17 protein-coding genes are annotated in these 14,714 nt (G+C 51.4%); 1 reads left to right on the top strand and 16 read right to left on the bottom strand.

All coding sequences use genetic code 11. The annotated features are described in order from the left end of the window. The gene (locus tag L6H65_RS19280; protein WP_236344291.1) at positions 1-1,497 is read right to left on the bottom strand and encodes a metallophosphoesterase family protein; all 1,497 of its coding nucleotides are present in this window, start codon (positions 1,495-1,497) and stop codon (positions 1-3) included. Between the two features lie 17 nt (positions 1,498-1,514). Continuing rightward, complete coding sequence (locus L6H65_RS19275) at positions 1,515-2,657, bottom strand: glycosyltransferase family 4 protein (protein ID WP_236344290.1); 1,143 nt, start codon at positions 2,655-2,657, stop codon at positions 1,515-1,517. A 205-nt stretch (positions 2,658-2,862) separates the two neighbouring features. Between L6H65_RS19275 and L6H65_RS19270 the strand changes: the two genes are divergently transcribed. Next, positions 2,863-4,065 carry a GGDEF domain-containing protein gene (locus L6H65_RS19270; RefSeq protein WP_236344289.1) on the top strand — a complete coding sequence of 401 codons (1,203 nt, stop codon included), beginning with the start codon at positions 2,863-2,865 and terminating at the stop codon, positions 4,063-4,065. A gap of 118 nt (positions 4,066-4,183) precedes the next feature. On the opposite strand, the gene queC is transcribed toward L6H65_RS19270, so the two are convergent. The 14 genes from queC to L6H65_RS19200 all read right to left on the bottom strand — a co-directional run bounded on the left by queC (position 4,184) and on the right by L6H65_RS19200 (position 14,712). Further along, the gene (queC, locus tag L6H65_RS19265; protein ID WP_236344288.1) at positions 4,184-4,885 is read right to left on the bottom strand and encodes a 7-cyano-7-deazaguanine synthase QueC; all 702 of its coding nucleotides are present in this window, start codon (positions 4,883-4,885) and stop codon (positions 4,184-4,186) included. Between the two features lie 15 nt (positions 4,886-4,900). Continuing rightward, on the bottom strand, positions 4,901-5,659 hold the full coding sequence (locus tag L6H65_RS19260; RefSeq protein WP_371877737.1) for a 7-carboxy-7-deazaguanine synthase QueE: 759 nt from the start codon (positions 5,657-5,659) through the stop codon (positions 4,901-4,903). Continuing rightward, the gene (queD, locus tag L6H65_RS19255; RefSeq protein ID WP_236344287.1) at positions 5,652-6,131 is read right to left on the bottom strand and encodes a 6-carboxytetrahydropterin synthase QueD; all 480 of its coding nucleotides are present in this window, start codon (positions 6,129-6,131) and stop codon (positions 5,652-5,654) included. Before queD ends, L6H65_RS19260 begins: the two co-directional genes overlap by 8 nt. A gap of 88 nt (positions 6,132-6,219) precedes the next feature. Next, complete coding sequence (locus L6H65_RS19250; RefSeq protein WP_236344286.1) at positions 6,220-7,533, bottom strand: FtsW/RodA/SpoVE family cell cycle protein; 1,314 nt, start codon at positions 7,531-7,533, stop codon at positions 6,220-6,222. Then, positions 7,530-7,862 (bottom strand): PadR family transcriptional regulator, encoded by a 333-nt coding sequence (locus tag L6H65_RS19245; RefSeq protein ID WP_236344285.1) that lies wholly within the window; start codon positions 7,860-7,862, stop codon positions 7,530-7,532. Before L6H65_RS19245 ends, L6H65_RS19250 begins: the two co-directional genes overlap by 4 nt. Positions 7,863-7,950: 88 nt before the next feature. Continuing rightward, the gene (locus tag L6H65_RS19240) at positions 7,951-8,673 is read right to left on the bottom strand and encodes a metallophosphoesterase family protein (protein ID WP_236344284.1); all 723 of its coding nucleotides are present in this window, start codon (positions 8,671-8,673) and stop codon (positions 7,951-7,953) included. Between the two features lie 62 nt (positions 8,674-8,735). Further along, positions 8,736-9,548, bottom strand: coding sequence for a PhzF family phenazine biosynthesis protein (locus L6H65_RS19235; RefSeq protein ID WP_236344283.1), 813 nt, complete (start codon positions 9,546-9,548; stop codon positions 8,736-8,738). A 102-nt stretch (positions 9,549-9,650) separates the two neighbouring features. Further along, entirely contained in the window at positions 9,651-10,406 is a 756-nt protein-coding gene (locus L6H65_RS19230) for an HAD family hydrolase (protein ID WP_236344282.1), read from the bottom strand. Then, on the bottom strand, positions 10,378-10,860 hold the full coding sequence (locus L6H65_RS19225) for a hypothetical protein (RefSeq protein ID WP_236344281.1): 483 nt from the start codon (positions 10,858-10,860) through the stop codon (positions 10,378-10,380). The genes L6H65_RS19230 and L6H65_RS19225 overlap by 29 nt, the downstream gene beginning before the upstream one ends. Continuing rightward, positions 10,826-11,782, bottom strand: a complete 957-nt coding sequence (locus L6H65_RS19220; protein ID WP_236344280.1) for a DMT family transporter — start codon at positions 11,780-11,782, stop codon at positions 10,826-10,828. Before L6H65_RS19220 ends, L6H65_RS19225 begins: the two co-directional genes overlap by 35 nt. Positions 11,783-11,810: 28 nt before the next feature. Then, on the bottom strand, positions 11,811-12,284 hold the full coding sequence (locus L6H65_RS19215; RefSeq protein WP_236344279.1) for a GyrI-like domain-containing protein: 474 nt from the start codon (positions 12,282-12,284) through the stop codon (positions 11,811-11,813). A gap of 120 nt (positions 12,285-12,404) precedes the next feature. Further along, positions 12,405-13,097 carry an ATP-binding cassette domain-containing protein gene (locus L6H65_RS19210; protein ID WP_236344278.1) on the bottom strand — a complete coding sequence of 231 codons (693 nt, stop codon included), beginning with the start codon at positions 13,095-13,097 and terminating at the stop codon, positions 12,405-12,407. Next, positions 13,094-14,080, bottom strand: a complete 987-nt coding sequence (locus L6H65_RS19205) for a hypothetical protein (protein WP_236344277.1) — start codon at positions 14,078-14,080, stop codon at positions 13,094-13,096. Before L6H65_RS19205 ends, L6H65_RS19210 begins: the two co-directional genes overlap by 4 nt. Continuing rightward, positions 14,077-14,712: an RNA polymerase sigma factor gene (locus tag L6H65_RS19200; RefSeq protein ID WP_236344276.1), complete on the bottom strand. Its 636-nt coding sequence runs from the start codon at positions 14,710-14,712 to the stop codon at positions 14,077-14,079. Before L6H65_RS19200 ends, L6H65_RS19205 begins: the two co-directional genes overlap by 4 nt. Positions 14,713-14,714: the final 2 nt, after the last annotated feature.

Below are 14,714 nucleotides of genomic sequence, written 5' to 3'. Positions count from 1 at the left end.
TTAACCCTCTCCTTTCTTCAAGGACTCTCCTGCCAATGAAGACGGACTACTAGAGTCGTCAATCAACAGCCCCGCTACTAATTCACGAGCCTGCACAAGCCATCTGTCCGATGCAAGCTTCATATTCTCACGGATTAACTTCCGCAATCTCGGATTTGACATTAGCGGACCCAGTGCCTCCTCCTCAAAGCTCAACCGTTCCTCCGCATCGTGTTCAAGAGACATGCTCAATCGCAGCAGTTCACCCGCAAAGCTGTCCTCGCTTGCAAGAGCCGCTGCATCCAGCTCAGCGCCCGTATTGGCTTCAATGGCATGAATCCAGCATATTGGCCGCACCTGACCACCCTCGCTCAATCTCTCCTGCAGTCCTTCCCGCAGCGCCTCGCTATCGCCTAATCTCTCCTGCAGTCCTTCCCGCAGCGCCTCGCTATCGCCTAATCTCTCCTGCAGTCCTTCCGGCAGCGCTTCACCCTCACCTGATCTCTCCTGCAGTCCTTTCGGCAGCGCTTCGCTATCGTCCAATCTCTCCTGCAGCCCTTCCCGCAGCTGCTGCAGGTAGTCAGTGTCAGTGATCCGTTTATGCATCGCTCCGCGACCAGTCAGCTGCAGCTTGATCATGACATGACGACCGCCGCCGCTCTCCGCAATGGACTCCAGTACGGAATTTTCAATCGCATCGAACAAGGACTGCTCATTTGTCAGACCTTCAATTGACGCTTCCGATTCCAACCATCGAACAGTATCAAGCGCTACAAATGTTAAAGCTGTTTCATTCCCGGCGCCAACATCGACGATATAACAGCCCTTTGCGCCACACTCCCGCGAATGCCTTCCTTGCGTATTGCCCGCATATACAATATGCGGATATGTATGAAGCACTCTGCGGCCATGTACATGTCCAAGCGCCCAATATTGGAAGCCTGCCCCAGCCAGCTGTGAGAGCGAGCAGGGCGCATAGGGATCATGGGCGGCATCCCCGTCCACATTGCCATGCAGAATGGCGATATGATAAGGCCCGTCCGATCCAGGCTTATACCTTGCAGCAATATTCTCCGTTACTGCCCTAGTTCCATAGGACATCCCATAAACATAGGCCGCCAGCTCGCCATCCTTGCGGTAAGCCGGAACACATTCCACATCCCGAGAGCCGAATGTCTTGACCGAAGACGGCCACTCCAGATTCGCTCTTGCACCGGAGAGATGATCATGATTGCCGTGAATGACAAAAAGCCCCACGCCAGCGGCGTGCAGCTTCTTCCATTCCCGCTGCAGCGCCAGCTGCGCGCGCAGCGAACGATCAGCAGCATCATACAGGTCACCGGCGATGATGACAAAATCAGCATTGCTCGAAATCGCTATCTCTGTCAAACGTTGAACAGCAGCAAACGTCGAAGCCAGGAGCGCCTCGCGCAGAGGCGGCGGAACCTCCGACAGCCCCCGAAACGGACTGTCTACATGCAGATCAGCCGCATGAATGAAACGAAAACCGGTCCCCATGCCATTCTCCTCCCTCTCTACTCCTTCGTTGGCGATGCGGCTTGAAACTCCGAATAGACCTGCTTCAGCTGCGATATGACACGGCTGAGCGAGTAGGCCTTCTTCGCCTTATTCCATGCAGCTCTTGCCAGGTTATAACGGTAGGTCGGGTCTGTCACCAGCGTTTCGAGCGCATCGCACAGCGCTGCAGCATTCTCCGGCGGCACAAGCAAACCGTTGACCCCGTCGTCAATCTGCTCCGATATTCCGCCGACATCCGTACCTACAAGAGCGAGCCAGCAAAGCGCCGCTTCCGCGAACACCGATCCGAATGCCTCCGCACGGGACGGCAGCACGAATATATCGAAGAACGGCATAAATTCCTCGGGATGAAGCATATAGCCGTAGAAAATAATTTCATCATACAGATCCAGCGATATAGCGAGCTGCTCCAGCTCTGTGCGGATCGGCCCGTCTCCAATAATATGAAGGACAAAAGCATGTCCCCGGCGCTTCAGCTCCGCACAGGCATGCAGCAGAACGTCAAGCCCTTTTGCAGGGACCAGCCGGCATACCGTAATAAATTGAATCACTTCATTCTCATGAGAGATCGGCTTGAATCGCTTCTCGTCGAACCCGTTCGGAATGACCGCAACCGCTTGAGGCTGCTGCAAATACGGGCTCATATAGTGCAGGAAGGAATTCGAAACCGTCAATATCCGGTCGCACTTGGCCTCCAGCTCTCCATAAAGCGAGGTAAGGAAGCGATGCTCTTGTCCGCCCTCGGATATTTTCGCATTGAGAATCAATTCCCGTTCATAGCTGGAGTGAATCGTCATGACAAGCGGTGTGTCGGGATACAGCTGCTTCATAACGAGCGCCGGAATCGGATGATGCGCATGAATGAGGTCGTAGCTCTTCCCCATCCTGAGCTTGGTCCACCATATATAATCGCGGAAGGTCTGCAAATATTTATCGATAATCGGATTGCCCGCGAACTCGCTAACATCGAATGTTTGAAACAGGAGCTCCTCGTGGCCCTTCCCTCTGACCCGTTTGGGCAAGGAAAACAACTCCATCGGCCACCCCAATTTATTGAATCGCTCCTGAATATACGGAATCATCGAAGATACGCCGCCCGGCTGTTCCGGGGGGAAGAATAACGCCTGTAAAATATTCAAAGCTCTACCTCCTAAAGCATTTTCAGCGAAAATGCGGCTTGGTAACGATAACCTTTTCGTTCCTGCCAGAAACATGATATACTAGAACATATGTTTCTGTAAAGCAACTCGATGAGTCCCATCTTTGCTGGAACATATGTTTCTGTAAAGCAACTCTATCTATTCCTTCGAATCTGTGAATCTACTTCTTATAGGTGGTCGAAACATGACGATTGTACAATGGCTGGCCGGTCCAACCGGACAAATATTCGCATCTGCATCCGTAATTACCATTCTCGTACTCATGCTGTTTATGTCGATTCGGCTTTACAAGAGCTACCGCAGAAACAAGCTATACCGCCTGCTCATTATTGTGCTGCCCTTTGTCATCCTGCAGCAAGGCGCGATTGTAAGCACGGCATTCCCGGGCTTATCCCAATCTCCATACTTGCATCTGTTCTATTCACTGGCAGAGCTGCTTACCTTTATTATTATAAACTTTGTGTTTATGAAATTGTATACTCAGCCTTCAACAAGATTGAAGGGTCTGCCTTTTCTAGTGATGGCAATCGGCGTCTTCGCAGTTGCTGGCGCCCAGCTCGCGTTTATGCCCGAGCTGCTGCAACAGCCCGTGAGCGACAGCAAGCTGCCGATGCTCGCGCTTGATTTCTATGGATTGGCGCTTACGTTCGCCATTCTTCTGAACCTGCGCGGAATCGACCAGCGCTTCAGCTACTCGGCCAGCCTCATTGTCTATTTTGTCTACCAATTGTCCAATTTGACGGACGCTTATGTGTTCCATGGTCAAGTGCCGATGCTCGTCATTCTCAGTCATCTGCTCCCGCTTGTTTATTATACACTGCTGTTCCTGCTGCTGTTCGAATGGGTGATAGAACGTCTGGTTATGACCTTCCAATCTTCAATAACAGATGGGCTGACCAGCCTGTACAATAGACGGCACTTCAACAAGAAGTCCGAAGTCATGCTTCGCGAACATAAGCGAATCGCCATAATATTTTGCGATATCGACAATTTCAAGAAGCTCAACGATACACAAGGTCATCATAAGGCAGACGGCGTCCTCAAGCAGGTTGCCGATATTATTAAAGAAGAGACAGCCGGAATCGGCGCTGCCGGACGATATGGCGGCGAAGAGCTTCTCGGCCTCGTTGCTGCGCCTGGCATCAAGCCGGAGGAAGTCGCAGAAACGATCCGCAGTCGCGTCGAGCTGGAGACGATGGTGACCATTAGCGTCGGGGTCAGTATTTCCCGCGAGGGCAGCTCGGTTGAAGAGATCGTCAAGCAAGCCGATGAAGCGATGTACAAGTCCAAGACGACAGGCAAGAACAAGGTTTCCCTGCATCCATCGATGCAGAAGAGCCGCAGCCGTTCCCATGACGAAGCTTCCAAGCGCAATGTGTCCGTATAAGCAACGCTCATGTATGTATAGCAATGAGGGATTTTAGCCCTGCCATTGCTGCAACAACAAAGGGTTGTTCCATGAAGCCAGCATAGGCTAGGCTATTGGAACAACCCTTTATTTATGATTAACTATACGCAATCGGATCTGCCATACCCGCATCCGAGAAGCCCTTCAGTCGCAGCCGGCAGCTCTCGCATTCACCGCAAGCTTTCTCCTCCCCGTTATAGCAGGACGTCGTTAGCTGGTACGGCACATCCATGCGAATGCCTTCGCGAATTATTTGTGCCTTGGTCAGCATAATGAGCGGTGTCTTGATCGATATTGGCTTTCCCTCCACGCCAACCTTGGTAGCGAGTGCCATCACCTCTTCCACCTTGGCGATAAATTCTGGACGGCAGTCTGGATAGCCGCTGTAATCCAATGCATTGACTCCGATATAGATCGCTTCTGCGCCAACCGTTTCTGCGAAAGAGGTAGCAATCGACAGAAACAGCAGGTTTCTGCCAGGCACATACGTTACAGGAATTTCGCCCTCCTCCTGCTCCGTTGCATCCCCATCGGAACGCGGAACCGCAATTGCATCATCGGTTAATGCGCTGCCGCCAAAGTCTCTCAGAAAACCGAGTGAAATGATTTTGAACCGATCCTCCACGCCATAATGACGAGCAACGCTTCGCGCATTGTTCAATTCGATGCGATGTCTTTGCCCATAGTCAAAGGTGATGGGATACAGCTCATATCCCGCTTCCTTGGCGAATCCCATACATGTCGTGCTGTCCAAGCCACCACTTAGAATAATGACCGCTTTTCTCTCTTGCTGACTCATTCTCTCTACTCCTATCTATACGCCCCGGAGCGCCGGGTCCCAAATAATTTTGTGAAGCTGCATATTCAGCTTCACCCCTGACAGACCGTGGGCAAGCATCTTCTCCACAAGTCTGGCCGGAGGCATGCTCTCCCATACCGGACTGAACATCGGCAGCGCCGCTGTTGGATACTGCTGCAGCACCGCTACAGCCGCATCGAAATCCCGATCACTGGCAATAACGAACTTCACTTCATCCTGCGGCCTGAGCAGCTCGAAATTGCTGTGCGCCATCCCGTCATTTTCGCCCGAATCCGGCAGCTTGTAATCCATAATATATCGTGCCTTCTGTGAGCCCACAGCAGCCAGAAACGGAGCAAGGTCGATCGCTCCATTCGTCTCCACATGAACATCAACAATGCGCTCTATTCCGCATAATGCCTCTAGCAGCGCTGCCGAACGATCTCCATAGAGCAGCGGCTCCCCGCCAGTCATGCAAATATGCGCAGCTTGATAGTTCTCCTCGACCTGACGCACAATTTCGCCAATAGACATAGTAAACTCCGCTTTTGCCGGGGGGTAGCTGTATTTCGTATCACACCAGACACAGCGCAGATTGCAGCCGAACAAACGAACAAAAACGGTCGGAAAACCGGCACGCGTGCCTTCGCCTTCGACCGTTTCGAATATTTCAACCATTGGGAGAGGAATTGCCATGGGATTGCGAATGACCGCACCACGTTCATTCTCACTGGCCTGCTCTAGCTCCAAATTGTCCGCATGCCCCTCACTCATCCTCATTCGCCTCCATCAGCGCCCTTGTAACTGCAGCGTAGCTAGTCGGCGTTTCCCAGAGACGAGCTTCCTCCACACGAATATTCGGAGCATATCCTTCCTCCTGCAGCGCAAGCTGAATTTGCTCGTACATCCAGACAACCATATTCTCGGCTGTCGTATTCATCGGCGGCAGTACCTCATTCAAGTAACGATGGTCCAGCTTGTCTAGAACCCGCTCCTTGGCTATCCTCTTCATATCTGTAAAATCAATTGCTATTCCCCTCTTATCCATCTTCCCTGATAGAATGAGCTGCAATTTATAAGTATGGCCGTGCAGACTCTTGCATTTGCCCTCATATAAGTGCAGATGATGCGCACTGTCGAAAGTAAACTCTTTGGACACGAGCACCCGCCGGTTATGGTAACGGAGCTGATGTTCTTGAATATTTTCACCGAGCTGCTGAACTTGTCTCGGAATCTCGTATGTCACGTTTCACACCTCGCCCTTTACAATATGCCTATTATAGCACGGGCGGGATGCCCCTTCAATTAGCGAGAGAGGACCATAAATCTCCAGTTCAATCCATGGACGTTATCATGTTTCTCCGTTTGTTGATAGTCAGAATCAATCCGACCGCCACACAGTTCAGTAGCAGTTGAATGTTTCCGTAGCTGATGAACGGAATCGCAATGCTAGTTATCGGTGCTAGACCGTATGCCGCCAGCATCGGAAAGATGAACTGGATCGACAACAGCATGAAGAGCAGGAGCATAATAAGCTTGCCGTAATGATTGCGCTGCCTGTGTACAAGCTGCCCGACCTTCACGATGAAAAATACCGCGATCACTGCAATAGCTATTCCTCCCGCCCAGCCGAAGCAATAGACAACATACGGAATCACATGATCACTATGCACATACGGGAGCCGATCCAGCGTAGCGCCTATACCATGCCCCCACCAGCCGGCGGCATTAATCGCCTCCATGGATTGCGCTGTCATATATCCTGAGCCCTCCGGATCATCCAACAGAAACGCCGTAAGCCGAACGAACTGATAGTTGTTGAATGGATAGGAAGGGCCAAATAAGATCAGAAATAATACTATGGCTGCAGTCCCCCCTGCAAGCAGGCCAAATTGCCGGACTGAGCGCCGCGTCATCCACAGATGAATGAAGAACCCGATAATGTAGAGGACGGCGGCAACCGTGCTTACACAAATCATGAACAGAACAAGCGGGATAACGAGACGATAGGCCAATTGAATCACCGTCTGCCTTGCGCTCCACTCCTTGGCCGCTGACATTCCCGGAAGAGCAATTAACAGCAGCAGCAGCCCGATCATGGTCGTATCAAAGCCAATCGATCCGATGAACAGATATCGCTTTGTACCATTTATCTGATTCCCTGACATGGCTGAAAATAACATGAGCATAAGCGCTGAACCGAATATCCAATGACTGTAAAGCTTGATTTTACGATAATCGAAGAACCATAACACCACAATAATTCCAAGCCCCATGGCACTGAATAAAATTGTTCTCTCGACTAAGCTGACGCCGTTATTGATAGCCGCTCCTGCCTGCACGGACAGCATCGCTACGACACCCATTGCAAGAAATAACAGCAGCAAGCCTACCAGACTCCAATCCATAATCGGACGATGAATGCGGTGCAGTTCGCTGCCGACAGCATCAGCTGCTCCCATATCAGCTACCGCCAGCGCAACCGCTTCGTCCTCTTCCATCCCTTTGCCCTTATACTCCGTTATCCGGTCATTGATATGATCGACTAGCTCGGCTTTAATAGATCGATGCTGATCCACAGCTTTCACATAGCGGCATACATCTGTCAGAAATTGTTGAACCAATGGATGCGATTGCAGCTCTTTCATGCATGCCCCTCCCCAATAACCCGTTCCAATGCGCCTCTGAACAGCGTCCACTCCTGTTTCTTATCCTTCAAATGGCCTCTTCCCTTGTCGGTGATGACATAATATTTGCGTTTCCGTCCCTCATGCTCGCTCCATGACGCCTCAACCCAGCTCTCAGCTTCAAGCATATGCAGGATCGGGTACAGCGTACCTTCCTTAAGACTAAACACACCTTCCGACTGCCGCTCAATTTCCTTAATCATCTCATAGCCGTACATTTCCTTCCGATCCAGCAAGGTTAGAATCATAATGACCGTACTGCCCTTCAACAGCTCCTTGTTCACCTTCATACTTCACTCTCCTTTAGCTCACTAATACATCGTAAATCTATGTATAGATATACTAGGTATAATAGCATAAAAAAATGCCCTATGGCAACTACTTCTCCATGGGGCATTTCCATGCTCGATATTGTCCATCCGCTGCAATTTCCAAAGCATTCAGCTGCATGCCGAAAGCGCAGCCGCCGTCGATGCCGATTTTTCCATTGCCGAACCAAATGTCCGCGCTGTCATGAATGTCCTTGGTCTTCGTATGGCCGAATATGACCGTCTTCTCCACTACAGTCGGATGTCCATAGAATTGATCCTTAATATACATGAAGTTATGCTCCGGCTGCTCCTTCCAGTTCCGAAAGGCAGGATTCAAGCCTGCATGAACAAAGATATGGCGTTCATCCTCAGCATAGAGCGGCAGCCCAGCCAAGAAATCGATATGTGATGAGAAGTGCTCGGCAATGGAAGCTCGCGCCTCTGCAACCATCCGCTCATCCACTTCCGTTTCCGAGCATTGAAGACCCAGGTAGCTGATGATCGTTGATTGCCCGCCATGCGTCATAAACTTATCGATTACACCCGGATCACCCGAGCGAATGAAATCTACGAGTCGCTGATCGTGATTGCCGCGCAATGCGATTGCGCCATGCTGCTGTACAAGTGTGCGCACCTGCTCGACAACCTCCCTGCTTCGTGGACCGCGATCCACATAGTCGCCGATTAAGATGAGCTTATCGCTTGACGGATCATATTCCGCAAGCTTCAACAGCGATTGAAACTGCTCCATGCAGCCATGAATGTCGCTGATGACCAGTGTTCGCTTCATAACAAGGCTCGCCTCCTATCCTCATACCATCCACTTTCGATATACTGCTGTCGCATGTACAGCTACACCTCAAGAAACCCTTTTAATACCGTAACCGCATATCCTGTCATCAAAACACGATTGCCCTCCACCTGCAGCTGCAGGCTGCCTCCGCGCGGAGATGCTTGGTAGGCTTGGAGCGTGTTCTTGCGAAGCCTTCGCTGCCAATACGGCGCAAGCGCGCAGTGCGCTGACCCCGTAACGGGGTCCTCCTTAATACCAACGGCAGGGAAGAACGCTCTGGAAACAAAGTCGAAGCGCGAATCGGCATGACTGCCATCTGCTCTGCTAGTAATGATTACGCCTCGCGCCTCAACCTGTCCCAGCAGTGAATAATCCGGCTTCAATGTCCTCACTGTCTCTTCACTGTCCACCTCAACAACATAATCCATCCGATTGCGCCCGACATATCTCGGAATCAGTCCTAGCGCCTGGATAAGCTCCTCGGGAGCAACGATCGGCTCAACGGGCTCGGCAGGGAAATTCAACTGCACGCCGCCGTTATCCAGCTTCTCCGCAGTCAGCAAGCCGCTCCGCGTATGGAAGCTCACCTGATGCTGGAGATCTCCCAAATGGCCGCTCTCCCACAAGTAATGGGCGCTCGCAAGCGTAGCATGTCCGCATAAGTCAACCTCCGTCTGCGGTGTAAACCATCGAAGGGAATAGCTGCCATCCGCTTGCCGCAGCAGAAATGCCGTATCTGATAAATTCATCTCAGCAGCTACGTTCTGCATCCACTCATCTTGAGCCTCTTGCTCCAGAAGACAAACGGCTGCCGGATTTCCCCGGAACGGCTCCGAAGTGAACGCATCTATGATCGCGATTGGAACTGTCATCTTATCATCAACCTCCTAGAATTCCGGGAACAACAGCGATCGTAAGAACATTCCCCAGCGCAGCGACCTCTTTGTTCCTTTCAATCGTTCAAACTTATCTAGTTAGAGCAGCATCGCTTCCAATTCGGATAAATCGGCAATTACAGCGAAAGGTCTATGCTCCGTCAGCGGCTCCTTGCCCTTGGGATTGAGCCACACCGCCGATAGACCCGCTTCCATTGCACCGACAATATCTGCTGGCCAGGAATCGCCGACGAACAATGTCTCGGCAGCCTTATAGCCAAGACGATCCAGTGTCAGCTCGAATATCGCACGGTTAGGCTTGGAGATGCCAACATCGCCCGAGACCACAATGCCTCGCTCTGAGAAAAGCTCCTTCAAGCCAAGCGCCGCAAGCTTTTCCCTGGCTGTGTCATGCGCGCCGTTGGATATAACCCCTAGTGCATAATGCCGGGACAGCTTCTCCAGCAACCCCTTCACTGCAGGATCGCATCGCAGCAGCGACAGGCTGTTGCTAATAAACAGCGTTGTGAAGGATTCCGATTGCTCCGTCGAGAGCTCTAGACCGAAGACCTCCAGCGTATCCTGCAATCTCATATGGCGGTATTGCTGGAACGTCAGCTCCCCTCGCGCCAAGCCTTCCCAGCGCAGCTCGCTGTAATGATTAAAGGTACGGCATGCCCTGCCATGCTCCAGCGCGCAAGTGAGCTCATGGCCTGCGAAGGTGATCGATACCGCTTCCTCCCAGTTGGCTCCGAAATCATATAAAGTATCATCAATATCAAACAGCAGAAGCTTAATTCCGGAAAGCTCAGCGCCCTCCATTGGATTACCCTCCTGCTTTATATCCGCTCTCATCAAGCCGTTCCCTCCTGGCAAATATCGATAGCAGCAAACCATAGCAAATATGCGCGGCAAGCCACAACAGCAATGCCCGTCCATCATCAATCGACGGAACCCGATCCGACAGCAGCGTCAGCGGAATCCATGTCAGAACAGCAATGACCAGACCAAACGCTATACCTGTCATCACCGGCCTTCCGGAGCGCTCTGCCGCCAGCAAATAAACAATGCCCAGCGGAAGAGACACGGCGAGATGAAGCGCAAACTCCATAATCTCCGGCAATCGCGTAGGCATGAATGGAACAAAATCAATATTCAACAGCAGCGTATACACACGCTCATTCGTTAAGGCTTGCAGTACTTTCAGCAGCATACCCAAACCGATACCAGAGGCTAATCCCGCAATAATGCCGCGGACAGCACATTTCGCTGCGTCAGCTTTTTTGATTGGCATGAATGCTTGTATCACTTCGGACCTTCCTTCTGTTCACAATGACAATCCCAATACTCACCAGCACTAGCGCAAGCAATACGGCCGCGTGAAGCTGCTCCGAGAGCAGCAGCGCAGATTGCAGCACGCCAAATACCGGAATGAGAAACAGATACATCGACACACTGCCCACCCGATTGTATTTCATCACATTATTCCACAGAATGAAACCAAGAGCCGATACAGCGGACAGATGAAGCAGGATTAGCAGCGATTGCCAATCGAATATGAAGGGCGCCAAGCCTGTCTTCCATGCCGAGACCGCACATAGAATGATGCCGCCGATCACCATTTGATAACCATTGATATAGGATACCGAATAAACAGCCGCCGCCCGTCTGGACAGCAGATTCGCGCCTGCATTCGATAAAGCGGCAGCCAGCAGCAGCAGCTCCCCTGTTGAGAAGAGTAGACTGCTTCCACTAGTTTCTTTCGATAGCGCCAGCACGATGAGCCCTGTAAATCCAACGAGCAGCCCCACCCCAGTGGAGCCCGTTATTCGATCATCCCGATAAAAAAAATGAGCCAGCAAAATTTGAAAGAACGAAATCGCTCCCGCAATTACCGCTCCCACCATCCCTGCGCTCATCGACATCCCTGCATAGAAAAAAGCATATTGAAGCACGGTTTGAAGCATCGCTATCCCGCCTACCAGCGAACCGCTGCCTCGCTGATATGCCAGCCGCTCCCGTCTGACTATCATAAACAACAGAATGAGCAGCCCCGCCAACGTGAAGCGGTAGCCTGCGAACAGCAGCTGCTCGTATGTTTCGGAAGCACGAATATCCAGCGCCTCATAGCTTAATTTAATAAAAGGATAAGCACTGCCCCACAGCAGCGTTGCGCCGACTGAAGCAGCCATAATGCCCAATGGATGCGTGTAGAATTTTGCTGCGGTCATGCTTCTCCCAATCCCCTGTCCCTACACCTTACATATCAAGCGCTTGGCGATCGGAGCCCTGAATCGGTATAAGCAGGTCCACCGGTTCTTCCTCCAAATGCTCATCAATATAGAAAATCTCCAAGGAAACGGCATTGTCCTGCTTAATGAGCTTATGCTCATTCATCCAGGCGAACAGCTGCTCATATCCTTCGCCGATCCGTTTATTCGTACTCGTCACCATTGCATAATGATGCTCCGGAATTATGAACTGAACCATTCCTTGCGGAACCTGCTCCATATGGGCAACCTCGTAGCATGCCCAGTAAGTCGCGAACACCTCGTTGCCGAAGTAAGGACTATGCAGCGCTGTGGACTTCACTTCTCCATTCAACTCATGCTTTCTTGAGAGAAACTCGCTTTGCAAACGAATAGCTTCATCTGGAAACGTAGAATATGGACCGCAGTAACTGATACCGACGAGGTTCATAGCTGGTTTCGTAACCACTGTGCAATTATTCATCGCGAATGACCTCCCATTAAGTTTGGCGAAGCGAACAGCTCACAAACTCGGGCTTGACTTCATTGTATTCCCTTACTCATTCTAACATGTTCTCTGCACGGTTTGATAGATTTTTTATTTCTAATTGCCCAGCACAGAGCTGTTTATTATCCTTCCCTCCGCCAGCTCAATAACCCGATCCTGCTCCCCTTCGTCCATCCATTCCAATCGATGCGTGCTTATAATGACGGTTGACCTTCTCGCCAATTGCTGAATACGGTAACGGAACAGCATCGCCTCCATTATATCGAAGCTCTCGAAAGGCTCATCAAGCAGACATACACGGGGATTGCCCAGCATTGCCTGCAATAGACCAACCCTCTGCCGCTGTCCGGCAGAGAGCTGTTCGAGCTTCGTGCCCCGCTCCGCGAGAAGAGAGGCATCAGTCAGCCAAGCGTCCAGCTCTCTTCCTGCTGTTCTGGCTGAAATGCCCTTTTGCAAAGCCTGATGATAAAGGTAAGCGGAGGTTGTCATTTCTGGATAGCCGATAAAATGCTGGGGCAGGTAGCCGATCGTTTGTCTGACTTCTCTGAGCGGCAGATCCCGCCAAGCCTCCTCTGCTGAACGATTCTGATCATACTCGCGAAATCGCAGCCTCCCCTTTGTTGGCCGAATAATCGTAGTCAGCAGCCGCAGCAATGTGCTTTTGCCTGCGCCATTGTCTCCAATTAAATAGGTAATACCCGGTCGGAACGTTGCCGACACCCCGCTCAAGCTTCGTTTTCCCCCGTCCTCCTTTACCAATTGATCGCATTCGATGAAGAGCCCGCTCATTGCTTCACGCTCCATTGCCGTTGCCTTAGTGCATACAAGATGAGCAGGCATGCAGCTGTTGCAAGCATCACGGCACGTATTCTCATGAAATACGGAGAACTCATGTCTGCAAGACCTTGCAGCCACTCGATGTCCTCGCTTCCGGCAAGACTCAAGCTCCACACCGTCAATAGAAATACTGCAGAAGGCCACATTCCCAGCCACTGATTCAGAACAAATGCGCAGACAGCCACGGCGAGCACCGGTACGATCCAGCCATATAAGAACGCCGTTAGCGGCATGCCGAACGCTTCTTTATACAGCAGCAATGATAACGGAAGCGCAATGACGAGTTGAAAGCAGGTAACAAGGAGAAAGCGTGTCAAGGTTTGCTCAAGCAGCGAGTACTTGCCCAGCTGCTGCAAAATCATGGTTCCTTCGTCGCGTGGACGGAAGGCTGCAGCAATCCCCCCTATGATGACAAGCGTCAGTCCGAATATCCACAGATGAAGTCCTCCCGAAGTATTCCATTCCGAATATCCGTTATAGGCCATATATCCCGTTGCTCCGACAGCGATGCAAGTCAGCAACCAGCTGCGAATGCCATAGAAGTTCCACTGGGAGCGCAGCAGGCTAACGATTCGAAGAATGAATCCTTCCGCTGATTCTGCTGGTTCCGAAGCCGCGTTCACTACTTGCTCTTTAGCTTGTTCTTGAGCTTGCTCTTGAGCTTGCTCTTGAGCTTGTTCTTGAGCTTGTTCTTGAGCTTGTTCTTGAGCTTGTTCTTGATACTGCTCTTGAGCTTGCTCCTGCCGCTCAGCTTCACGTTGTGATTCTAGACGGCCAATTTCCTTGATGACCTCGATCAATCTGAATGTATCCTGTCGTGAAGGCTCAGGAACGGTGACCCGCTCAAACCTCGTCCGCCATTGCGCCTCCAGCTTCAACAGCTGCTCATCATCGGCAGCCGTGTACCTGCCATCCCAATCATCTGCACCATTCATTCCGCTCTCCCCTTTCGCCGTGGTGCGATTTCAGGCAGGCCGCTGCCCTCATCCTCCTGTTTATCGATGCCAATAATGGACTCCAGTTGCTTCAAGCCACGGAACATTCTGGATTTAACCGTATTGAGCGGAAGACCGAGTGTCTCTGCAATCTGCTCATAAGTAAGATCCTGATAGAAGCGAAGGAAAAGTACGGAACGATAGTCCTCCTGCAGCCGGTTCAACGCATCGAGCATCCATTGGCGCTCAACTTGAAGCTCCAGCATATTAACTGTTGCTGCAGATTCTCCGGCTTGCTCGACAGTATCCGGCTCCAAAGCGATCTCGCGGCGAGTTGACGATTTCTTCCAGTAGTCCTTGCACAGATTCGTCGCAATCCGGTACAGCCATGGCTTCAATTTCTCCGGCACATTGCCCCTGCGCGCTTCCCGGTAAATGGCTAGAAATGATTCTTGGACGAGATCTGCCGCTATTCCCTCGTTCATCGTCATTCGGTACAGATAGCCATGAAGCGGCTGATGGTAGCGATGAACGAGCACATCCATCGCCGAACCGCTGCCTGAAGCCAATTCCCTCATTAAATCCTCATCCTCCACTAACGGTCCAGCTCCCTCCAATGCTCTAGGCTGCATAT

It is taken from the genome of Paenibacillus plantiphilus (genome assembly GCF_927798095.1).
Taxonomy (GTDB): Bacteria; Bacillota; Bacilli; order Paenibacillales; family Paenibacillaceae; genus Paenibacillus_Z; species Paenibacillus_Z plantiphilus.
This window is presented reverse-complemented; position numbering and strand designations above follow the sequence as displayed.